Origin of the sequence: Sphingomonas morindae (assembly GCF_023822065.1) — a bacterium.
Classification (GTDB): Bacteria; Pseudomonadota; Alphaproteobacteria; order Sphingomonadales; family Sphingomonadaceae; genus Solisphingomonas; species Solisphingomonas morindae.
In genome coordinates this window covers 1,934,971-1,956,458 of sequence record NZ_CP084930.1, presented here as the reverse complement: position 1 = coordinate 1,956,458, position 21,488 = coordinate 1,934,971, and the positions used below count along the sequence as shown (strand labels likewise).

Below are 21,488 nucleotides of genomic sequence, written 5' to 3'. Positions count from 1 at the left end.
AAGATCTGGCGACTGACAAGACGAAGGAAAAGGACCAAGATCGGACCTTCGGACTGTACCGTGCCCCATCCACTGCATCGGCCGCTTTGCCGCGAGGCGGGGATGGTGCAGCCGGATCGTCGATTCTTGCGCCTTCCCGCAAGCGCGGACATGCCCGATCTCTGCCTGGCCTTCCGCATATTCCAAAACGGAGTCTGGCCATGACACCGACGTTCGAACATGCCGATACTGACGCAGCACTAAGCGTATGCTTCCCCATCATCCAGCAGTTGCGCCCGCAACTTCGTACCGAAGCCGAGTGGTGCGCCCGCGCGGCAGCCATGCGACCGGATGGCTACCGCGTGCTCGCCTGCCGCGGCGGGGATGAGATCATCGCGCTGGCAGGCTACCGGCTGCAATTCAATCTCGTCCATGGTCGCTTCCTCTTCGTCAACGACCTCGTGACCGCGGACGGACATCGCGGCCAAGGGTGGGGCAGCAAACTTCTCGATGCCCTGGCCACGATTGCCGTCACGTCGGAATGCGATCGGCTGGTGCTCGACACAGCCATGGCGAACCTCGATGCTCGACGCTTCTACCGGCGCGAAGGATTGCAGGAAGTGATTGCCGGTTTCGTGAAGCCGATCGAACGTGCCGCGTGACCCACATCCTCCACGTCACCTGCAGTCCTCGCGGGAGCGGTTCGTACAGCACTGCGCTGAGCACCGCGATCACCGAACGGCTGGGGGCGGCCCATCTGAACGCGACCTTGAACCGGCGCGACCTTCATGCTGCGCCGCTCGCCCCGCTGGATGCGGCCTTTGCCGACGACGTGGTGTCGCGGTCGCCGCCGAACGGTCGGCGATCCGGGGCCCTCGATGGATCGGCCGCTTGCATTGCCGAGCTGCAGGCGGCTGAAGTCGTCGTGATCGGCACGCCCATGCACAACTTCACAATTCCTGCAGCCCTGAAGCTGTGGATCGACCTCGTGGTGCGGGCCTTCCACACCTTCACACCAGGGCCGGACGGCAAGGCCGGCCTGCTGATCGACCGCCCCGTGTTCGTCGCAGTGGCCTCGGGCGGAACCTTCGCAGGTGCGGGGGCGAACCAGCCGGATTTCCTCACACCCTACCTGACGGCGGCACTGGGCTGCATAGGCCTCCATGACCTGCGTTTCCTACTCTTGCAAGGCACCGCCCGTCGCTCGACCGACGCCCTTAGTTGCGCCATACAGGACATGATGGGCAAAGTTTCTGTCTGATCGCGAGCCTCGCATTCGGATATGGTTTACTTCGGGCGATAGCCACGGCGCGTGGCCGGCCATCAAGCATACTCTAATGACAACACTGACAGGAGAAATAAGCGATTGTGAAGCGCAGTATCGAGGATGCCGAACGCTATATCTGAGGAGAAAATTGCGACGGGTTAACACTCGCTCCGCCCCCGACATGATGGTAAAGGCGATCGGTTGCTTCAAGTCTTGCTGAGAAGTGATATCGTTCTCATCAAGCGGTCGACCTCGCTCTCGAGTCGCTCCGGCATCGCGTTTGTCACGCCGAGCATGAGGCCGCGGCGTTTCGTTCTGCTCGCATACCATTGCGATAGCGCAGATGGCGAAAAACCGTCGGAACGGAGTCGACGGAGCAGTTGAACGTCGTCGAGCCTCTCGGGCAACGACAAATGGATTGCAAGGCCGGCCGGCCGTACGAGGCCATTGTAGCCCGCGAGAGCCACGATCATGGCGTCGCGACGCGTTTTGTAGAGGCGCTTCATTTTGCGAAGATGACGCAGGTAATGTCCGTCTCGCAGGAAGGCTGCGAGCGCGCTTTGCGCAGCATAGCCGGGCGGTGGGGCGAGATAGGCCGCCACGTTCATCAGCGGTATCACGAGCCGTTCGGGTGCCACGATGAAACCGATTCCGACCGAGGGACTTACGGTCTTGCTGAAGGAGCCGACGTAGATCACGTGGGCTGACCTGTCCTGGCCCGCGAGCGCTGGAGCGGCGTGCGTCTCCAATTGCAACTCGCCGAGGTAATCGTCCTCGACGATCCATGCCTTTGCCGCTTCCGCCCAGTCGAGCAAGGCCTGCCGGCGGTGGGGGGACAGCGTGTATCCGAGCGGGGCCTGCTGCCCTGGCGTGACGACCGCGAGCGCGGCATCCCCGGCGGTCGCTACACCGGCCGCGACATCGATGCCCTCGGCATCGACGGGGATCCCAATTGGCGCGATGCCCGCGAGTTGAAGGGCGTAGCGTGTGACCGGAAAGCCTGGCTCTTCCACCCAGGCGCGTTGGCCAGTTCCACCAACAGCGCGCATGATCAGGCCCATCGCGCCCCGGAAGCTCGTGGTGACAAAAATCTGCCCGGACGCGCACTGCAGCCCGCGTGCGACGGCGAGATGGGCAGCGATCTCCCTGCGAAGGTCGTCGTGCCCCCGCGGATCCTGATGGTGAATATGAGTCGCCCCCGCATCCGCTGCGCGGCGGTGGATCCGTGCCCATAGTTTCGCCGGGAACGCGTCCACGGCTGGCAGCCCGAGTTGAAAGAGGCCCGTCCGCCCGTCCGCGAAGAAGCCCGGCGATGGCTGGAGGTCGGCATAGGGATCCGGCGAGGTGTGATCCGGCGTGATATGCCGCGGCAATACGGTCGTTGGGGCAACATGCGTTCCAGCGGCCCCCGCCGACACTAGCAATTGCTCGTCGATCAGCCCCTCATAGGCCGCGCGGACTGTGCCGCGCGACACGCCCAGCTGGATCGAAAGATCCTGCCAGGACGGGAGCCGGGCGCCGGGCGCGAGCGTGCCGCCCATGATGGCGTCGCGGATGGAAGTCCGAATCTGGTCCGTCAATGGGACCCCCATCGACCGGTCAAGAGTCACGGGTAGCCGACGAGCGTCCGTCGCCTTCGCGCTCATCCGAGGTCTTTCGACGGCAATGTCTCGGCAGACGTAGCCGCCCTGATCAGGCGGGCGACTGCGTCGCCGGCAGCTTCCATATAGCTTGGATCACGGTGCAAGAGGACGACGGCAAATGCGCCGTCGAGCAGGAGCATGATCTGACGGGCAAGACGCCTGGCGTCCTCTTCGCCCTGATCGGGGGCAAGAAGTGTGCAGAGCCAGTCCTCAACGCGCTTCTTATGGCCTCGACCGACCACCACCGCAGGATGTCCGGGCCGATCGACGAGTTCGACCGAGGTCCGCAGGAAGCCGCAGCCCTTCCATTTGGGGTGCCGTGCCGCCGCGGCGAGATGGTGGAAGATGCGCGCGATGCGGTCGCTGAGATTGCCCTCGGCCTCCTCGAACCAGCGCTTGAAAAGTATCAAGTTCGGCTCGTCCCGGGCCTCGAGATAGGCGGCGATCAGATCGTCCTTGCTTCGGAAATGATAGTAGAGGCTGCGCTTCGTCAGCCCCGCCTTTTCCGCGATCGCATCCAGACTGACGGCCCGGATTCCCATCCCTTGAAACAGCACAGACGCTGCTTTGAGGATCCGGTCGCGTGTGGGCAGTGAGGGTCGGGGCATGAGGAAGTATACCGACCAGTGAATATACGGGAAGCCGGCTTGCCCGTATTTTCCTCGGCCATGTGCCAAACCGACGAAAGCCCTTTAGCCGACGGGCAGCCGATTACCCTGTGTTGCGCGGATGGCGTGCTGCTTGAGGGGCACCTCTGGACCGCGCGGAGCGCCGCGGCTGCGGCGGTGATCATCAATGGGGCGACGGGCGTTCGGGCACGCTACTATCACCGCTACGCGCGATTCCTCTCGGCGCATGGCTTCGATGTGCTCACCTATGATTATCGCGGAATCGGCGCCTCGCGCCCGCCGCGCTTGCGCGGATGCGGCTATCGCTGGCGGGACTGGGGCGAACAGGATGTTGAGGCCGCGCTGCAGACTATGCTGACGCGGCGCTCGGATACGCCTGTGATGGTTGTCGGCCATAGCATCGGCGGGTTCCTGCCAGGCTTGGCCCCCAGTGCGGGACGCATCGCGAGGATGCTGACGGTGGGTGCGCAATATGCCTGGTGGGGCGATTACCGCCGCGACGCTCGCGCTCGGCTGTTTCTGAAATGGCACGTCACCATGCCGGTTCTCACGGCGGTGTTTGGATATTTCCCGGGGAGAAGACTGGGCTGGCTGGAGGACCTCCCGGCTGGGGTCGCGCTCGAATGGAGCTTTCGTCGCTCGCGCTTCGAGCGCAGCTACCCGGCTCGGGAGCGCCTGCTGCTCCTCAAGCGCATGGAGTCGGTGACGGCCCCAATCCTGGCGGTGACCGTTTCCGACGATGATATCGGCAGTCCTGCCGCCATCCGTCGCACGCTCAATTACTATCACGCGGCCGATCGCATGGCAGTAGTGCTGCATCCGGCCGATCTCAACCGAAAGACGATCGGGCATTTTTCACTGTTTCATGACAGTCACGTCGATCGGTTCTGGCCGGATACGCTGCGGTGGTTGCAAGCGGGAGACAATCCATGGGCGGCCTTGCGTTCCACGGTGACGACGGCTGAGCAGTCACTCCGATGAATTTGGTCGTCCCTTCAGTCTTAATTTGATGTAGATGAAAATCACGATGGCATCCGTTCACATCCAGAGTGAAAGCGCAGGTAGCATTCGCCGCCCCATTGCTGCGACTATCGCTGCCTTCATCAAAGGTGAATCGGTCCTCTTGGTGCGGCGAGCCAATCCGCCTGACGCAGGTCGATGGGGTTTCCCCGGCGGCAAGATCGAGTTCGGCGAAATGATCGGAGCAGCAGCTATTCGCGAGCTGTTCGAGGAAACGGGGATCGTCGCGGAGGCGGGACCCGTGTTTACCGCCGTTGACGCTCTCGATGGTGAGCCAGGAGCAAAAGCGCACGCCCATTACGTGCTGATCGCCGTACTATGCCGCTGGCTTTCCGGCGAACCTGAGGCCGGTGACGACGCGCTCGAAGCCGCGTGGCATGACCTTGACGGCTTGGAAGATGCCGGGCTTGCGATGAGCTTTGGCGTGGCGGAGGTAGCTCGCCAAGCCGCCGCTTTGGCCGCCTTCGACGATGACCACCTGTAGGTCACCATGATGCCGAAGGTGCGAAGGTCGCGCAGATAGCGCCAGTCTGGCACGGTGGCGCAAGGTTCATCGTTCTTCGGACGCTTCTCATATGATCTTGCGAGGTCAGAACGTTCATGACACTTCGACTTTACGGGTTCTGGCGCTCCAATGCGGCCTTCCGGGTGAGGGTGGCGTTGGCACTTAAAGGGCTCGACTATGACGAGATCGAAGTCGACATCCTGTCGGGCGATCAATTCGGCTCAGGCTATGCGGCTGTCAATCCCGAACGCGCCGTCCCGACGCTTGTCCATGATGGGCATCATCTTTCCCAGTCGATGGCGATCATCGAATATCTTGACGAGCTACACGCCGAGCCTCGACTATTGCCGATCGACCTCAGAGACCGAGCTTATGCACGTTCGCTCGCCGCGGTTTCGGCAGCCGATACCCACCCGTTGACTGTACCGCGGGTTCGCAAACATATCGCCGGGGTATTCGGCGCCGATCCCGCAGCGATCGAGCGCTGGTGCCAACATTGGATCAGCGAAGGCCTTGCCACCTATGAGCGATTGCTGGCGAGGCGGCCTGGTACACCGTTCGCGCTCGGCGCGGAGGTGTCGATCGCCGATATCGGCGTCGCCGGTCAGGTTGCCCTAGCTGATGTCTACCATATGGACGTAGACGATTTCCCCAATGTCGCGAATCTTGCGAAACACTGTTTTTCATTGCCCGCCTTTGCGACGGCCCATCCCTTTGCACAGCCAGGCTATCATGCGGTATCGACGTGACTGCTCGACGCGACGTCGCCTGTCCCGGGGTCGGGTCTCGTTGATGCTTCGCCACCTGATGACCAGATCCTTAGCGCAGCGCTCAGTCCGACTGTTCGGGTTGGGGTCAGTCGATGTGCACACCGGGAGGATCGTGAATGCATCGAAGATGAGGGTCGAGGCCGGCTGCGGTGGGCATGAGATCATGCAACGGCGGGTCACACAGGGCCGGAACGGACAGGCTGCGCGGGCGTCGGCGTGATGTGAGATGATCGCGCGCCGCTCACGCCTTCGCTGAGACGTATCAGGCGGCTGGCCGCTTAGAGCGGTTTCCGTTCAGTCTGGGTCATAGCCGCAGGAGCTGAAGTAGTTGGCGCATTCCTGCGGCTGGAATAGGTCGACCAACCTGCCGATGAGAGACCACAGGCCGGAGACGGTCCGCTCACCGGCTTTGCGGAGCATGGCCTTGAGGCGGGCGAACGCCTTCTCGATCGGGTTGAAGTCGGGGCTGTAGGGCCGGAGGAACATGAGGCGGGCGCCGGTCGCCTCGATCAGGTCGCGGATGCTGGCGCGCTTGTGGCTGGACAGGTTGTCCATGATGACAATGTCGCCGCGCCTGAGGTCGGGCACGAGCACTTGGCCGACATAGGCCTCGAACCAGTCGCCGTTGATCGGGCCATCGAGCACCATCGGCGCGACCATGCCGGTCATGCGCAGGCCAGCGACCAGCGTGGTCGTCTTGCGGTGGCCGTGCGGGTAGCCCATCCGCAGCCGTTCGCCCCGTGGGCAGCGACCGTGGCTGCGGGTCATGTTGGTCGCCGTCCAGGTCTCGTCGATGAACACCAGCCGAGCGGGGTCGGGTGCGCACCTTCGATCTCGCCCTGATATCAGTCACTGCAGCCAAGCTGATCGCCTATCCCGCCGTAGTGTGGGCCATCTTGGCTGGTCTATGGTAGCTCGATCCGTTCTGGGTTCGGTCGGGCGTTCTGCTCGCCGTGTTGCCCTCCGCCAGCAGCAACTTCATACTCGCGCAGCAATATGCAGCCGCGGCCGACCGCGTGTCCGCTGTCATCGCCTTATCGACGGTGGTGAGCGTGGCGACGGTGCCATGCTTCGCTTGGCTTCTGACCGGAGCAGGGACCAATGGGCCAGGGCCGATGTGACATGCAGATTGTGCTCATCCCCGGCTTCATGACGGACGCGGCCTTGTGGGACGATATCGTTCCTTATCTGCGACGGCTTGGTTCCGTCACGCATGTCGATTTGAGCGGCACTTCGACAATTCGGGAGATGGCGGATCGCGTTTCGTCCGTCATGCCGGATGGCGCTGTACTGATTGGCTTTTCCATGGGCGGCTATGTTGCGCGAGCCGTCGCGCGGACCGCACCGGAGCGCGTGCGGGCTTTGGTCCTGATCGCGACCTCCGCCCGTGCCGACACTGCGCAGCAAGCGCAGCGCAAGGCCGCTGCGGTGAGAGGCATCGATCCTCAACGATTCCACGGCCTTAGCCAAAGTGCGATCCGTCGTTCGGTCCACCCCGATCGTTGCGATGACGTGTTGCTTATCGGCCGCATTCGGGAAATGAGCCGGCGGGTGGGACCGGAAGCCTTCGCGCGTCAGGTGTCGCAGATGCGGTCCGGCGACCGAGATCGCCTCGCTGCCATTCGTTGCCCAACTCTGATCGTCGCCGCCGACAGTGATGCGATCCGCAGTCTAGAAGAGAGCCGTGAGTTGCAGCAGGGGATCATAGGGGCGACCCTGCAGATCGTCGTAAGCTCAGGTCACATGATCCCGTTAGAGAGACCTGCCGAGTTGGCGGCGATCATCGTCCCTTGGCTCACAAAATAACCAATACTTGCTTCGGTGGATATTCAAGGCAAGCCACTGAAATCTTTTCGGATTCAGAGCTATTTACAATCTGTGGCACCTGCGGCACCTGCATCGCATATCCGATATTCGACCAAGTTTGGAATGTCGATCGGCGCGGGAAGCGTGATGCTATCCGACGCGCGCAGTACTCAGTTTCTCATGCGTCTCGCAAATCGGAGCGTTCCCGGTATTCGACATCCCGTCGTCATGACGATTGCCGCCGTGATCAAGGATGCGTCAATTCTCCTCGTGCGGAGCGCCAATCGATCTGACGCGTGGGCCGGCAAGGGACCGCGCTGACCGTCATACACGACGTCGAAGGCTCCGTTCTCTCCGGTGGCGAGCTACTCGACGTCGCCGCCTTCGCCCAGGCGGTCGCTGAAAGGGCATTTATCCATAGTGATAAGCGGCCAGATCCGCAGTCCTGACATGCAGAGATTCAATCTTGCTGAATTCCTGGATGAGAAAGTCGATGGTGGCGCGCACGCGGGGCGCAATCAGCGCGCGGTGCGGATAAAGCAGCACCATTTCTCTTGGGGCGGAGCGTAGCCGGTCCGCTAGCAGGATCCGCAACCGTCCCTCGCGGATGAGTGGCCAGGCATAATGCAGGCCGACCTGCGCAATCCCCAGACCGTCGGCGGCGGCGATCATTGCCGCCTCGGGATCGGAAAACGTCATAGCCGCAGGACGAGGCACAAACGCCTCGGTCTCGCCATCGCCGATGTCCCAACTGGACATACGGCCTCCCAGAAAACGCACCGCGATCAGGCGATGATCCGCCAGATCCGCCACCTGTCCGGGTACGCCATGCGTCGCCAGATAGGTCGAGGAAGCGACCAGAACCATCTGCATCGTGTGGATCTTCCGTGCGACCAGGGCGGAATCCTCGATCATCCCGCCCCGCAAGGCCAGATCAAATCCGCCTCTGACGAGGTCAACTTGATGATCGTCGAAATCGATCTCTGGGGTAATGCCGGGATAACGCGCGATCAATCTAGGCAGCTGCGGCAACAGAAAATGGCGGCCAAAGCCATTACTGGTTGAGATTCTGACCTTTCCGACCGGTTGGGTGCGCTGGAGGGTCACCACATCCACGGCGGCATCGAGCGCATCGATCGCCTCACGGGCCCTGAGAAGGAAAAGCTGTCCTTCCTCGGTCAATTGCAGGGAACGGGTGGTTCGGTTGACCAGCCGAACCCCCAGTGCAGCTTCCAGACCGGCGATGTTCTTACCCACAGCAGCAGGAGAAACGCCAAGATGCCGCGCCGCCGCAGCGAAAGAGCCGCGATCCGCCGCCTGAACGAAGGACAGCATGGCGCGCACGCGTTGGGTGGAATCCATGAGGAGCTACATACGTCAGGTTGTGAGTGCAGCAACGATTAAAAACATTATCATCGCATTCCAGGTTCGTCACTGTAGGGCCAGCACACAGGAAAGGACCTCACATGTCATCGCCCCTACAACTGCAACGCATCCTGCTGCTCGGCGCGACCAAGGGTATCGGCTTCGCCCTGGCGCGGCGGCTTGGCACGGGAAACAACCGTATCACTATCACCGGCCGTAGCCGGGCCAGCGTCGATGAGGCTCTATCTCGTCTGCATACGAGCAATCCCGGCACCGACTTCGATGGCTTCATCCTTGATCTGAAAGACCATGATGCGACGCGCGAAACCCTTGGTCACGCCGGACCGGTCGATCATCTGGTCCTTTGCGGCAGCTCGGACGCGGCCTGGGGACCTTTCGCGACGCTGACGGCAAAGATGCTTGAGAACGCGCTGAGCATGAAGCTGGTCGGCTATCTCAATGCGGTGCAAGGCGTGCTGCCCCATCTCACCGCTTCGGGTTCGATCACCTTTATCGGCGGCACCGCTGCCCGCGCCGCTCTGTCGGGCTCGGTGGGGATTGCGGCGGTCAATGCCGGGCTGGAAGGCGCCACCCGCAGCCTTGCCCGCGAACTGGCACCGCGCAGGGTCAATCTCGTGTCCCCCGGCATGACCAGCACGGAATTCTGGAACAGCATGCCCGAAGACAAAAAGGCGGAACACTTCGCCTCATTCGCTGAAAGACTTCCGCTGCGCCGCGTCGGGCAGCCGGACGAGAGCGCGGAGGCGATCGCCTTCGTGATCGCCAACAGCTATGTGACCGGCTCCGTGATCGATGTGGATGGCGGTTGGCACCTGGGCTGAGCCTATGGCAATTCAAGCGTGGGATCAGCGCAGCAAATTCTGGTGCGGGAGCCGTCGCGACCATTCTGGGAGCTGAGGGATCGCGCCGCCCGCTCGGGTCGAACAGATAAGACTGTTTGGCGAGCGTGAGATCGAGCGCCTCAGCGAGACGCGCCGGCGCTTCCGGAGACACGCTGATGTCGAGCGTCGGCTACGTCGCAACTGCACCCAGATGGACTCAGCAATCCCACGTCATGAATGGCGCGTCTGACCGGCTCGTCGGGCGGTTGGGAGCGCACGGGCGGCATGCCCGCACCTCAGTGGGCGTCACCGAACTGCCGCGCGGCGCGCCCATCGAGCTGGAGATGGTCGTGGCTGTTCGATCGTAGCGCGGCCGCCCTTAATCCAGCTTGCGTCGAAAGCCTGCCGGATCGGCTAGCTTGGGCGGCGTGCGCGAATGGTCAATCGGAAGCTGGGACCAGCGCGACCATCTTGTGGTCTGGCCGGTCGGCGGCCGTGAACGTGTGTTGCGTGTAGCGCAGCGGACCATCCTCTGGATGAACAAAGGTGCGTATGCCGCCCTCGCGTGCCGACACGCTCTGAGTGTCCCACTCATGCGTGAAGAGGTCGGATTTTTCGCGCAAGTCACTGATGAAGCTGTCGAGCGCAGTGTCGTTCAGTATCCGTGCGCAATCGGCGCGAAACTCCGCCAGCAGGCGCCGCGCGCGATGCTCCCAATCCGGCAGGAGCGACCGTGCTGACGGCGACAGGAAAGTGTAGCTCAGCAGGTTGCGCTGATGACCGGCATCGAGCCAGCCGGCGAACAGATGCTCGGCCGGCTCGTTCCAGCAGCAGGCGTTCCAGAACCGGTCCAGGCCATAGGCGGGGAAGGGCAGCGCCCGAACGACGGTGGACACGGATTCCGGTGCGGCCGACGTCGGGGCCATTTCGGGGGCTGCCGGATCGCGCCGACCGCCCAACTCGAACAGATAGGACCGTTCGGCGGGCGTGAGGGCAAGCGCCTCGGCGAGACGCGCCAGCGCTTCCGGAGACACGCTGATTTCACGCCCCTGCTCGATCCATGCACACCACGTCACGCCGATGCCGGCCTTGGCCGCCAGCTCTTCGCGACGGAGTCCTGGTGTCCTCCGACGCCGGACGACGACATCCGGCTTCACCCGCTCGCGATGCGAGCGGACAAACTGGCCAAGCAATCTGCGTTTCTCGTCGGGGAGCATAGGTCCCGATATAACAGGATAACTGCATCCCTTGTAACAGGGTGACGAAGGGGCTCAAGATCGTGGGACACGGAGAAAATCATGACCCGATCCCACGATGCCATCGTCGAAGCCCAGTTTGGCAGCCGGGCGGAAGCCTATGTCGCGAGCGCCGTTCATGCCGATGGCGCGGACCTCGACGCGCTGGAGGCGATCGCCCGGCGAGAGCAGCCCAACCGTGCGTTAGACCTCGGATCGGGCGGGGGCCATGTCGCCTTCCGGCTGGCGCAACTGGTCCGATCCGTGACCGCGGTGGACTTGTCGACGGCGATGCTGGAGGCAGTGCGGGACACGGCCAAGCAGCGCGATCTGTCCAACATCGAAACCTGCCACGCGCCCGCCGAGAGGTTGCCATTCGACGCCGCCGCGTTCGATCTGCTGGCCTGCCGCTTCAGCGCGCACCACTGGCACGATTGGCAAGCAGGTCTGAGGGAGGCCAGGCGGGTATTGAAGCCTGGCGCGACGGCGATCTTCATCGACGTAGTTTCGCCGGCCCATCCCCCCTTCGACACGCATCTGCAAGCGGTCGAGCTGCTGCGCGACCCATCCCACGTCCGCAACTATACCGAAAGCGAATGGGCCGCCGCGCTCGCTCAAGCCGGCTTTCGCGTGCGCAATACCTCCAAGCGGCGTCTGCGTATGGAGTTTCAAACATGGGCGGATCGGATGGACACGCCCGATGCGCATCGAACTGCCATCCGTTCCCTCCAGCAATTCGCGTCTAGGGAAACATCCGCCTATTTCGCGATCGAGCCGGATGGCTCATTCTCGATCGATGCTTTGCTCATCGAGGCGTCCGCCTGTAGAGCCCGAGATATGTAAGAGAAAACGGACATGGCTCCGTCTGTCCGTCTGCATGCCGCGATGATGACGATTATGAATGCACGAGATTGTCTCCGAAATGAGACTTTGATTCGAACGCGATGGGCTGACGCCGATGACCTTCCGGCGCTGCGATCCCTGATGGCACATGCGATCGAAGCCTTGCAGGTTGGCCTTCTCACTCCAGTCCAGATTGCGGCGAGCCACGCGATCATGGGGCTCGATACCCAATTGATCGAGGATGGCACCTACCTGATTGCCAAAAAGGACGGGATCCTCGCGGGCTGCGGCGGGTGGAGCTGGCGCGCCACCTTGTACGGCGGCGATCACAGCGACGGACTGCGCCACCCCCAGCGGCTCGACCCAGCCTGCGATCCGGCGAAGATCAGGGCGATGTACACACATCCGGACTTTGCCCGGCAAGGCATTGGAACGTTGATCCTGCATAGATGCGAGGAGGCCGCCGCTGATCATGGCTTCTCCGCCGTCGAGCTGATGGCGACGTTGAGCGGTGAGCGCCTATATGGACGTTGCGGGTACACACCGATCGAACGCGTCGAGGCGGTCGCGGATGGCGTGATCGTTCCGCTCGTGCGGATGCGCAAAATGCTCGCGCTGCCCGGCTGACATTCGACACGATAGAGGCCGTACCGGCACTCATCCTCCGGAGTGGCCTCAAAGGGGGAAAGCGGGCGTGATCGCGTGATCCGGGTTTCAAACCTTGGCCGATCGGGCAAGCTGTGTCCAATATCGCTCTAGCCCACGGAGGCCCGATGCTCCTTCTCGACCATGTCTCGATCGGCGTCCCCGACCTCGACGCTGCCCGACCCTTCTATGACGCCATCATGGAGGCACTCGGCGTGTCGAAGGTCTACGATCGTGTCGATGCCATCGGCTACGGCGCGCGGTGTTCCGCCGATGATGTCCAGTCGAGCTGCCTGGCCGTTTATCTGGACCAGAGTCCGATCGCCACGAACCGACGCCATTGGTGCTTCAAGGCCTCCACCCGTGACCAGGTCGACAGCTTCCATCGTCGCGGACTTGCGACCGGGGGCCGATCCGACGGAGGACCGGGTGTCCGGCCGCACTATCATGAGCATTATTACGGAGCGTTTTTGTTCGACCCGGCTGGAAACAGGGTCGAAGCCGTCTGCCACGCCGGAGAACCCGCCGATCCGCCGATCAGTCGGTGACGATCGGCTCCATTACTCCGACGCTATCGCCGCACGCGGCCGCGCCACCCGCCGAGTTGGTCCCTCAGAGGATCCCCTGCCGATGATCCTCGCTCAGCTTCAGGATCGGCCGTCTGGCAAGCCTCTCGGGCTGTACACGCTCCCACAGTGTTTCGGTGCCCGTTTCCTTCGCACGCTGTTCCCAGCGCCGGATCCAGTCTTCGGCGCTCCTGATGCGTCCGGGATGGATCTCGTCCAGCAATGTGTAGTCGCGGGTGATGATGCCGTGCTTCCACTGGTTCCAGAAGCCGGTGAAGTTTTCCCGAAAGCTCATCGTGCTCTTGTCGGCGGGATCCGCGTTGTAACCGGCCGGCTGGCCCGCGATCGCTTGGATGGGCGCGAAATACGTATCGAGGTCGGTATCCACATAACGCGCCGGGTGCCCCGTCACGCGCTCGAACGCGGCGGCGAGATCGGCATAGCGGACATGCTCGATCGCGACCTCGAGATTCATCCCGTTGGCGCGCTCCGGATGGTCGAACAACCAGCGGACGTAATAGGCGCAGTCGTCGAGCGCGACATGGACGACGGCCCCGTCACCCAGGGGCACGCGCCACGTCAGAACGCCGTCCTCCAGGCGGGGCGGCATCGGGGTGCCGCCCGAAAAGGCCATCTCCATATACGGCCCCGTGGTGAACAGCGCCGCGCCCATGCGGTCACCGTTGGCCCGGGTCTGATCCAGGATCCAATCGCCGATCCGGCCCTTGCCGTCGTAATGCCCGGTGCGGAACATCGAGCGATACCCCGCTTTCTTGAGCGTGTAATCGAGATTGCCGTAGACGAAGAACTTGACCCCTTCCTCCAGCGCGATCTCGTAGGTGCGGATCGCCCAGTACATCTCGGTCTTCTCGCCGGCGTTGAAGCCGTCGATGTTGACGAAGGCGCCGTCGCAAGATCTCAGCCCCTCGCGGAGTGTGGCCTCGTCCGCGAACGTGCCTTCGAGGAATGCCACGCTCTTGAGCGAAGCCAGCGATTGGGCACGGGCCGACCCGGCATCGCGCGTGAGAGCGAGCACCGAATAGCGGCCGTCCTCGACCAGGCCCCGGACCACAGGAAGACCCTGCGCTCCGGTCGCACCGATCACGAAAATGCGAGAGACGTTCGGCATGTGAGGCTCCAATCGGTTGAGGCCAAACGATGTAGCTCTTATGATAGGAGCATGTCGACTCTTATTATGAGAGTGACCAAGCCGACTAACGGGGAGTGTCCGAGAAGATGCGATCGAAGGGGTTTGACGGAATGGCCTGTTCGATCGCGGAGGTGATGGGCGCCGTCAACGATCGCTGGGGCTTGCTGGTCATGCGCGACCTGCTTCTCGGGCTCACCCGCTTCGATGATCTGAGGCGATCGAGCGGGGTCACGAATGCGACGCTTTCGGACCGCCTGAAAGGGTTGGAGGCTTCAGGCTTGGTCGAGCGTCGGCAATATCAGACGCGTCCTGCTCGCTATGAGTACGTTCCGACCGAGAAAGGACAGGACCTGGCCATGCTCATGCTGGCCCTGGTGCAGGTCGGCGACAAATGGCGCCGCAGGCAGGGGCAAGGGGTTCCGTTGCGCTTCGTCGATGCGGGATCAAGTCATGTCCTGAGACTAGCGACGATCGATGCGGATACGGGAGCAATCCTGACCGCGCCGAAGATCGCGGTCGAAGCTGGCCCCGGCGCGGATGAGATCATGGGTTGGCGGATCGCACGAGGCAGGGAAGGCCGAACTGGCTGACCATGACGTGATCTTGGTTCCGTCCTGTAGCGACGATAGTCAATGCTTCCAATGGATGGCACTCGCTACACCGGTACGCGCACGCCAACTTGTTACCCAAAATACTCGCTTGGTGATTTTCCAAGTGAGCGGCGGAACATCGCAGAAAATGCGCTTGGGCTGTCGTAACCGGACGCGAGAGCGACATTCAAAATCGACTGACCTTCCGCCAAGAGGGATAGCGCATGCAGTAACCGCGCCTGCTGCCGCCAATGAGCAAAACTCATCCCGGTCTCGCGGCGGAATAGGCGCATGAAGCTCGAGCGGCTCATGTGAAGTGAGCCGGCAGCCTCCTCCAGCGTGACGGCGCGGGCGGGATCGTTTCGGATGCATTCGCAGAAGAGGCTCAGTTGCGGATGTCGGGGGATTGGCAGGCCAAGCGGCTCGACGGGCAGGAACGCCAGTTCCAGCAGCAGCAGTCGCGCAACGGCGCGGCCGAATTCCACGTCTCGCGACGTTTCGGAGAGCGCGGCGAGCCGCAGAATCAATTCGCGCAACAGTGGCGTGACCTCCACCACCGCGCATGCATCAGGGAGCCCTTTCGCCTCCGCTGAGTCGATCAGCAACGCTCGAAACTGTACGCCCGCAAAGCTTCTTGCCTCGTGCTCGACGCCTGCAGGAACCCAGACCGCCCGACTCGGTGGCACGACCCACGTGCCGGCTCCCGCTCTGACCGCAACGACGCCGCTCATCGCGTAAATCAACTGGGCGCGGGAATGTGCATGATGCCCGCTGGCGAAGCGGTGCGCATTCTTGCTGATGACGGTGATCCGGTCAGTGCCCACTTGGCCCAACGTCTCCGGCTTGAACCCTTTGCGACGATGAATGCTCCTTGCCAGCGAGAATATCATCGCTCCATGCTCTACGATAGCGGGAGTTCAACAAAGGTCTCTGCGTCTTACCGTGCCTATCATCACCCTCTCTATCGGCCACCATGTCCCGCCGCGTTGGATGGCGAAGGTGGTCGACGATGAATTCGGGGAGGGCATTGGCGATCGGGTGGAGATGCACCAAGATCAATGTTTGTCCGTCGAACTACGACTTACAGGCGGTCGCCAGAACTGACGGCATCCTGGCGACCGTATGCAGCCGTGCCCGCTTACTCTCCAATGCGTGCAACGGACATTGATCGTGCTCAAAAATCCCGAGACAAAATACCGTCCTTTTATATCTCCCATCGACCTGCTGGATCGGCAATGGCCCTCACGGCGCCTGACAGGCGCCCCGCGCTGGCTGTCCACCGACCTTCGCGACGGCAACCAAGCCTTGGCCAATCCAATGGGCGTGGAACGCAAGCAGCGCTTCTACGACATGCTGATCGCCATCGGGTTCAAGGAGATCGAGGTAGCCTTTCCGTCGGCCTCGCAAACCGAATTCGATTTCGTGCGCCGCTTGATCGACGAGGACCGAGTTCCCGATGACGTGACGGTCCAGGTCCTGACGCAGTCGCGGGTCGATCTGATCGCCCGGACCTTCGAATCACTCGAAGGCGCTCGACGCGCCATCGTCCATCTCTATAACGCCACCGCTCCCCTGTTCAGGCGCGTCGTCTTCGGCATGGAGCGGTGTGAAATCGTCGATCTGGCAGTGAAAGGCGTCACGGCCATGCTGGAAGAGAGCCTGAAGCGCCCTCAGACGGCCTGGACCTTCGAATATTCGCCAGAGACCTTCTGCTTCACCGAACCTGAATTTGCGTTGGAAATCTGTGAACGGGTGCTCGATGTCTGGCGCCCTACGCCGGAGCGCCCGGTGATCCTGAACCTGCCGGCGACGATCGAGGTCGCCATGCCGAACGTCTATGCCGATCAGATCGAGTGGTTCTGCCGCCGCATCTCGCGACGGGATGCCGTCGTCATCAGCATTCATCCCCACAACGATCGGGGCACGGGGATCGCAGCCGCTGAGCAGGCGCTGCTTGCCGGTGCGGATCGAGTGGAAGGCTGCCTGTTCGGGAATGGCGAGCGGACGGGGAACGTCGATCTCGTGACGATGGCTTTGAACCTCTACACCCAAGGGATCGATCCCGGTCTCTCCTTTCCGGCGATGCGCCAGATCGTGGAGACCGTCGAGCATTGTAACGGGATTCCGGTCCATCCCAGACATCCTTATGCAGGCGACCTGGTGCATACTGCCTTTTCCGGCTCGCATCAGGACGCGATCCGCAAAGGCTTCGCTGCGCACGAACGACGTAATGACGGCATATGGGAGATGCCGTATCTGCCAATAGACCCGGCAGATATCGGGGAAACCTACGAGGCCGTCATCCGCGTCAACAGCCAATCCGGCAAGGGCGGCGTCGCTTGGGTGATCGAACAGGATCGCGGCCTTAAACTGCCCAAGCGTATGCAGGCCGATTTCAGCGCTCATGTGCAGAAGCTGGCCGACGCGATCGGCCGCGAACTCGATACCGGAGATATCTGGCAGTGCTTCGAGAACTGCTATCTGCCGCGACAGACTGATCGGTTCGCGCTCGTGGATTACGAGGAAACCGGTCCGGTCGGCCAACGTATCTTCGTCGGCCGCGTCGCCATCGACGGCGAAGTCCGTTCGCTTTCAGGACGCGGCAACGGACTGATCTCCGGGGTCGTGGCGGCGCTCGAAGTGGCTGGAGAGCCCTTGCTGGACGTTGCGGACTATCAGGAACACGCCCTCGGTCATGGTGCGAATGCGCAAGCGGCAGCCTATGTCGAATGCCGCACGCCCGATGGTCGAACGGTATTCGGCGCTGGCATTGATACCGATGTCGCCACGGCATCCGTTCGAGCGCTTCTCAGTGCCGCCAACAACGCCCGGCAGGGCGTCGGGCTGTGATGAGAGGAGGCGGTACAGGGGAAAGAAAGTCACTATGGATCGGGTCGACAGGGTCAGGCAGGCGCTGCTCGCCGCTGGACATGAAGACAGCATCGCTGAATTTCCGGCAGGCACGCATAGCGCCGCCGATGCGGCGGCGGCCGTTGGCTGCTCGGTGGCACAGATCGCCAAATCGATCGTGTTCCGGGCCGGCGAGGACGTTATCCTGGTCGTCGCGTCCGGCGCTCACCGCATCGATCGAAACAAGGTCGCCGCCGCGGTCGGCTTGGCCGTAAAGACCGCGGATGCCGCGTGGGTCATGAGCAACACAGGGTTCGCCGTGGGCGGCGTCGCCCCGGTCGGTCACGACTGCCACGTCACGACCGTCATCGATAGCGCGTTGCTTTCGCTCGATCCGCTCTGGGCGGCAGCCGGATCCCCGATGCACGCGTTTCGGACGTCGGCGGAGCAGTTGATTCGCCTCACCAATGGAATGATCGCCGAGGTTCGTCAGACCGAAGCGGTGGGAACATGAGGCGCGGATCATCGCGATGCCTGTTCGAAGTATCTTCGCCATCGAGGTGAACCAGAATGCCGACAAGGCCAGCTCCGCGGGGTGTCGGGAGAAATAGCATCCTGCTCCCGTACATCGTCGCAGCTACTTATTTCACGGAGTATCTGGACACGACGATCGTCGCCACGTCCCTGCCGCAGATGGCACGATCGTTCGGTGTCGGGCCGAACGAAGTCAGCTTGGGCATGACGGCATATATGCTCACACTGGCCGTGCTAATCCCGATCAGCGGCTGGATCGCAGACCGGTATGGAACGCGAACGGTCTTCGGGAGCGCGGTCGTCATCTTTGCGGTCGCGTCCGTTCTCTGCGGATCGGCGGACGGCGTGCTCTCATTCACAGCCGCACGCGTGGTACAGGGAATGGGCGGCGCGCTGATGGTGCCGGTGGGACGCATGATCGTCGCACGCAACACCGATGACGCGCATATGTTGCGCGCGATCTCGGCCATCACATGGCCCGCGATCGTCGCTCCAGTCGTTGGCCCGACCGTGGGCGGCTTCATCACCACCTACGCGTCCTGGCACTGGGTGTTTTTCCTCAATGTGCCCTTTTCGATCGCTGCGTTCGTAGCGATCCTCGTCTTCGTTTCGGATCAGGCCGGCCAAGCCTCGAAGCGTCTCGATGTCCGTGGCTTTCTGTCGTGTAGCGCCTCTCTCGTCTTGCTGCTTTGCGGGATGGAATTGGCAAGTCGACAGGACGTAAGTCTCGGGCTGGCGGGTGGAATCATCGTCGGCGGGATCGCCTTCGGACTTGTTGCCGTCCGTCATCTTCGGAAGGCACCTCAGCCCATCCTCAATCTCGCTGTGTTCCGGGTGCATACGTACACGACCTCGGTCTGGTGGGGCGGGTTTGCCCGGGCGGGGATCGAAGCCGTCCCCTACCTGGCACCGCTGCTGTTCCAGGTCGGCTTCGGGCTTTCGGCCTTCCACGCGGGTTTGCTCCTGCTGGTCACGGCAACCGGAAACCTCGGCATGAAAGCTGTCACGACCCCGATCATGAGACGCTTCGGCTTCCGCACCGTCGCGATTGCCAACGGCACGGCCGTCGCCATGACAATCCTGGCCTTTGCGTGGCTGTCGCCGTCCACGTCGAGACCCGTGCTGTTCCTTGTGCTCTTCGGCTATGGCGTGACGCGATCCCTGCAACTCTCGACGATGACGACCCTGAGTTTTGCCGACGTCACGGATGATCTGAAGAGTTCAGCAAGCACGCTGTGGAGCACCATGCAGCAGATGACGACCGGACTGGGCATCGCCTTCGGTGCGATGTGCTTGCGTTTGGCGAGCCTCTTGCGCGGAGGAGATCAGTTGATGGCAGGTCGCGCATTCGAGATGATCGATTTCCGCTGTGCGTTCGCGATCACGGCAGCTCTCACCCTCCTGCCGACCATCGCATATTGGCGCCTTCCGCGCGATGCCGGGATTAAGATAACTCGCAGATGAGTTTGTATAAGCGGCCCTGATCGATCAGGTTTCGCGCACTGGACGAAGTCCATGCTCGAAGTTGACTACGCCAGATCACGCAAGGATGATATCGATGACGCAATCTGAGCCGCTGGTTTTACGGCGTTGGTCCTCGCGGATCCGGACGGAGGACCGAGAGGCCTATGTAAGCTATATCCGCGGCACTGGTGTCGAGGATTATCTGGGAACGCCGGGCAACGTCGGCTGCGAGATGTTGTTGCGGGACCTCGGCAATGGCTCCACCGAAGTCTCGACCTTGAGCTGGTGGCGGTCGATGGACGCCATACGGGCCTTTGCCGGCGAGGACATCGCACGGGCACGGTATTATCCCGAGGACGACCGCTTCCTCCTGGAGAAGCCCGACCAGGTCGAGCATCATATCGTGGTCGTCGAGGGTCTCGGGCTCCCGGTCCGCCCCATCGTATGACGATCGCCTTCGAGAAGATGCACGCCAATGGCGATGATTTCGTGATCGTCGATTGCCGGATGCGCGACGTGACCCTACCGCCGGACCTGATCCGCCGCCTCGGCGATCGCCAGCGCGGTATCGGCTTCAACCAGATCGCCATCCTGCGGCACTGTGAGAACGCCACGGCGGATCTCTCCTTCTGGAATGCCGACGGCACCTCGCTCGCAGCATGTGGGAGCGCGACACGCGGCGTCGCCGGCAAGCTGATGGGCGAGACGGGCGCCGATGACGTGACGGTTCGAACAAGTCGCGGGATCCTGCGCTGCATGCGACACCCGGACGGGCAGATTTCTGTCGATATGGGCCTGCCTCTCCTGCTCTGGTCCGAGATCCCCCTGGCCGAGGCGATGGACACGGCGAGGCTGCCGCTCGCCGGCGATCCGGCCGCGTGCAGCATGGGCAATCCGCATTGCACCTTCTTCGTGGACGACATCGATCAGGTGGACGTCGAGGCGCGCGGCCGAGAGTTCGAGACCCATCCGTTATTTCCAAACAGGACCAACGTTCACTTCGTGCAGGTCCTCGATCCGGTCCGGATTCGCCTCCGCATCTGGGAACGTGGGGCCGGGATCTCGCCCGGCTCGGGCTCCTGCTCCTGCGCGGCCGTCGTCAACGGCATCCGTCGCGGCTTGTTGAGCGAGGACGTCGATGTCCTGTGCGACGGCGGTCTTCTCCGCGTCTCCTGGAACGGGCGTGACGGCGTGCAGCTTGCCGGCCCGGTCGAGCCGGTATTTTGCGGTGAGTGGACCGCCTGATCGAAACTACCGTCCAACGAAGCTGCGCCCCGGCAGCGGCATTGCTGTTTCCTCAGGCGGTCGATTCGAAAGATCGACGTGAGATGGACTACTCGGTTCTTGCGTATTGCGCGACGCCGAGGCCGAGGGACCAATTCTCCCGCGCCACCTCAATGAGGTTTACGAACACGTCTTCGGCCCGCAACCCCGGCGCCTTGCCTAACAGCTCGACTACGAGGCGAAAGAGCGCCTTCTTCTGTTGTGTCGAGCGGGTGTTATTGGCGGTGATCTGAATGAAGACGAGATCATCGCTGCGGCTGATGTCGAGATAGGATTGGCCGTAACGAAAGCTCGCCGCGTCGTGCTCGGTGACGACCATGAATTGGTCGTCCTCCGGCACGTCGAAGGTTTCGCGCATGGCGCGGTACAGACCATCGAAGATAGCCTGCTTGTAGGCGTCTGGCTTTCCGGCACGCATGGCGATGTGAGCGAGGGGCATGGATGGGTCTCCTGATCGGCCCATTCAGGATGGCGGTTGCCAGGCCATTTTGCTATCTTATG

The 21,488-nt window shown here is 62.4% G+C and carries 23 protein-coding genes and 1 pseudogene; 16 read left to right on the top strand and 8 right to left on the bottom strand.

Features of this window, described 5'->3' with window-relative positions:
- The first annotated feature begins 200 nt into the window (after window positions 1-200).
- Both LHA26_RS09570 and LHA26_RS09565 read left to right on the top strand, forming a co-directional pair.
- Entirely contained in the window at window positions 201-641 is a 441-nt protein-coding gene (locus LHA26_RS09570; protein WP_252165400.1) for a GNAT family N-acetyltransferase, read from the top strand.
- Window positions 638-1,240 carry an FMN-dependent NADH-azoreductase gene (locus LHA26_RS09565; RefSeq protein ID WP_252165399.1) on the top strand — a complete coding sequence of 201 codons (603 nt, stop codon included), beginning with the start codon at window positions 638-640 and terminating at the stop codon, window positions 1,238-1,240. Before LHA26_RS09570 ends, LHA26_RS09565 begins: the two co-directional genes overlap by 4 nt.
- 212 nt (window positions 1,241-1,452) lie before the next feature.
- Here LHA26_RS09565 and pdxR read toward each other — a convergent pair whose 3' ends face one another.
- Together pdxR and LHA26_RS09555 are read right to left on the bottom strand one after the other, a co-directional pair.
- Window positions 1,453-2,826 (bottom strand): MocR-like pyridoxine biosynthesis transcription factor PdxR, encoded by a 1,374-nt coding sequence (gene pdxR, locus LHA26_RS09560; protein ID WP_252165398.1) that lies wholly within the window; start codon window positions 2,824-2,826, stop codon window positions 1,453-1,455.
- Between the two features lie 62 nt (window positions 2,827-2,888).
- Complete coding sequence (locus LHA26_RS09555; protein ID WP_302897964.1) at window positions 2,889-3,497, bottom strand: TetR/AcrR family transcriptional regulator; 609 nt, start codon at window positions 3,495-3,497, stop codon at window positions 2,889-2,891.
- A gap of 39 nt (window positions 3,498-3,536) precedes the next feature.
- Between LHA26_RS09555 and LHA26_RS09550 the strand changes: the two genes are divergently transcribed.
- The 3 genes from LHA26_RS09550 (at window position 3,537) to maiA (ending at window position 5,792) form a co-directional block, all read left to right on the top strand.
- Window positions 3,537-4,499 carry an alpha/beta hydrolase family protein gene (locus LHA26_RS09550; RefSeq protein ID WP_252165396.1) on the top strand — a complete coding sequence of 321 codons (963 nt, stop codon included), beginning with the start codon at window positions 3,537-3,539 and terminating at the stop codon, window positions 4,497-4,499.
- A gap of 34 nt (window positions 4,500-4,533) precedes the next feature.
- Window positions 4,534-5,022 (top strand): NUDIX hydrolase, encoded by a 489-nt coding sequence (locus LHA26_RS09545; RefSeq protein ID WP_252165395.1) that lies wholly within the window; start codon window positions 4,534-4,536, stop codon window positions 5,020-5,022.
- A 116-nt stretch (window positions 5,023-5,138) separates the two neighbouring features.
- On the top strand, window positions 5,139-5,792 hold the full coding sequence (gene maiA, locus LHA26_RS09540; protein ID WP_252165394.1) for a maleylacetoacetate isomerase: 654 nt from the start codon (window positions 5,139-5,141) through the stop codon (window positions 5,790-5,792).
- A 315-nt stretch (window positions 5,793-6,107) separates the two neighbouring features.
- Here the strand turns inward: maiA and LHA26_RS09535 are convergent.
- Window positions 6,108-6,644 (bottom strand): annotated as a pseudogene (locus LHA26_RS09535) (IS630 family transposase); the annotation flags it as partial.
- 291 nt (window positions 6,645-6,935) lie between these two features.
- Between LHA26_RS09535 and LHA26_RS09530 the strand changes: the two are divergent.
- Window positions 6,936-7,619 carry an alpha/beta fold hydrolase gene (locus LHA26_RS09530; protein ID WP_252165393.1) on the top strand — a complete coding sequence of 228 codons (684 nt, stop codon included), beginning with the start codon at window positions 6,936-6,938 and terminating at the stop codon, window positions 7,617-7,619.
- A gap of 411 nt (window positions 7,620-8,030) precedes the next feature.
- Here the strand turns inward: LHA26_RS09530 and LHA26_RS09525 are convergent, their stop codons facing one another.
- Entirely contained in the window at window positions 8,031-8,981 is a 951-nt protein-coding gene (locus tag LHA26_RS09525; RefSeq protein WP_252165392.1) for a LysR family transcriptional regulator, read from the bottom strand.
- A 104-nt stretch (window positions 8,982-9,085) separates the two neighbouring features.
- Between LHA26_RS09525 and LHA26_RS09520 the strand changes: the two genes are divergently transcribed.
- Entirely contained in the window at window positions 9,086-9,826 is a 741-nt protein-coding gene (locus LHA26_RS09520) for an SDR family oxidoreductase (RefSeq protein ID WP_252165391.1), read from the top strand.
- 440 nt (window positions 9,827-10,266) lie between these two features.
- Here the strand turns inward: LHA26_RS09520 and LHA26_RS09515 are convergent, their stop codons facing one another.
- Window positions 10,267-11,043 (bottom strand): MmyB family transcriptional regulator, encoded by a 777-nt coding sequence (locus LHA26_RS09515; protein ID WP_252165390.1) that lies wholly within the window; start codon window positions 11,041-11,043, stop codon window positions 10,267-10,269.
- A gap of 81 nt (window positions 11,044-11,124) precedes the next feature.
- Here LHA26_RS09515 and LHA26_RS09510 point away from each other — a divergent pair, with 81 nt between their 5' ends.
- The 3 genes from LHA26_RS09510 (at window position 11,125) to LHA26_RS09500 (ending at window position 13,097) form a co-directional block, all read left to right on the top strand.
- Window positions 11,125-11,904: a class I SAM-dependent methyltransferase gene (locus tag LHA26_RS09510; protein WP_252165389.1), complete on the top strand. Its 780-nt coding sequence runs from the start codon at window positions 11,125-11,127 to the stop codon at window positions 11,902-11,904.
- Between the two features lie 141 nt (window positions 11,905-12,045).
- Window positions 12,046-12,531, top strand: a complete 486-nt coding sequence (locus LHA26_RS09505; protein WP_252165388.1) for a GNAT family N-acetyltransferase — start codon at window positions 12,046-12,048, stop codon at window positions 12,529-12,531.
- A gap of 146 nt (window positions 12,532-12,677) precedes the next feature.
- Complete coding sequence (locus tag LHA26_RS09500; protein ID WP_252165387.1) at window positions 12,678-13,097, top strand: VOC family protein; 420 nt, start codon at window positions 12,678-12,680, stop codon at window positions 13,095-13,097.
- Window positions 13,098-13,161: 64 nt separating this feature from the next.
- Here LHA26_RS09500 and LHA26_RS09495 read toward each other — a convergent pair whose 3' ends face one another.
- Window positions 13,162-14,244, bottom strand: a complete 1,083-nt coding sequence (locus LHA26_RS09495; protein ID WP_252165386.1) for an NmrA family NAD(P)-binding protein — start codon at window positions 14,242-14,244, stop codon at window positions 13,162-13,164.
- A 95-nt stretch (window positions 14,245-14,339) separates the two neighbouring features.
- Here LHA26_RS09495 and LHA26_RS09490 point away from each other — a divergent pair, with 95 nt between their 5' ends.
- Window positions 14,340-14,855 carry a winged helix-turn-helix transcriptional regulator gene (locus LHA26_RS09490; protein ID WP_252165385.1) on the top strand — a complete coding sequence of 172 codons (516 nt, stop codon included), beginning with the start codon at window positions 14,340-14,342 and terminating at the stop codon, window positions 14,853-14,855.
- A gap of 92 nt (window positions 14,856-14,947) precedes the next feature.
- On the opposite strand, the gene LHA26_RS09485 is transcribed toward LHA26_RS09490, so the two are convergent.
- Complete coding sequence (locus tag LHA26_RS09485; protein ID WP_252165384.1) at window positions 14,948-15,745, bottom strand: AraC family transcriptional regulator; 798 nt, start codon at window positions 15,743-15,745, stop codon at window positions 14,948-14,950.
- A 280-nt stretch (window positions 15,746-16,025) separates the two neighbouring features.
- Between LHA26_RS09485 and leuA the strand changes: the two genes are divergently transcribed.
- The 5 genes from leuA (at window position 16,026) to dapF (ending at window position 20,948) form a co-directional block, all read left to right on the top strand.
- A complete protein-coding gene (gene leuA / locus LHA26_RS09480; RefSeq protein WP_252168340.1) occupies window positions 16,026-17,705 on the top strand; it encodes a 2-isopropylmalate synthase in 1,680 nt (559 codons plus the stop codon).
- 34 nt (window positions 17,706-17,739) lie between these two features.
- A complete protein-coding gene (locus tag LHA26_RS09475; protein WP_252165383.1) occupies window positions 17,740-18,219 on the top strand; it encodes a YbaK/EbsC family protein in 480 nt (159 codons plus the stop codon).
- A 56-nt stretch (window positions 18,220-18,275) separates the two neighbouring features.
- Window positions 18,276-19,703, top strand: a complete 1,428-nt coding sequence (locus LHA26_RS09470; RefSeq protein WP_252165382.1) for an MFS transporter — start codon at window positions 18,276-18,278, stop codon at window positions 19,701-19,703.
- Between the two features lie 94 nt (window positions 19,704-19,797).
- Entirely contained in the window at window positions 19,798-20,151 is a 354-nt protein-coding gene (locus tag LHA26_RS09465) for a hypothetical protein (RefSeq protein WP_252165381.1), read from the top strand.
- A complete protein-coding gene (gene dapF, locus LHA26_RS09460; RefSeq protein ID WP_252165380.1) occupies window positions 20,148-20,948 on the top strand; it encodes a diaminopimelate epimerase in 801 nt (266 codons plus the stop codon). Before LHA26_RS09465 ends, dapF begins: the two co-directional genes overlap by 4 nt.
- Before the next feature lie 88 nt (window positions 20,949-21,036).
- Here dapF and LHA26_RS09455 read toward each other — a convergent pair whose 3' ends face one another.
- Window positions 21,037-21,426 carry a tautomerase family protein gene (locus LHA26_RS09455; protein ID WP_252165379.1) on the bottom strand — a complete coding sequence of 130 codons (390 nt, stop codon included), beginning with the start codon at window positions 21,424-21,426 and terminating at the stop codon, window positions 21,037-21,039.
- Window positions 21,427-21,488 lie beyond the last annotated feature (62 nt).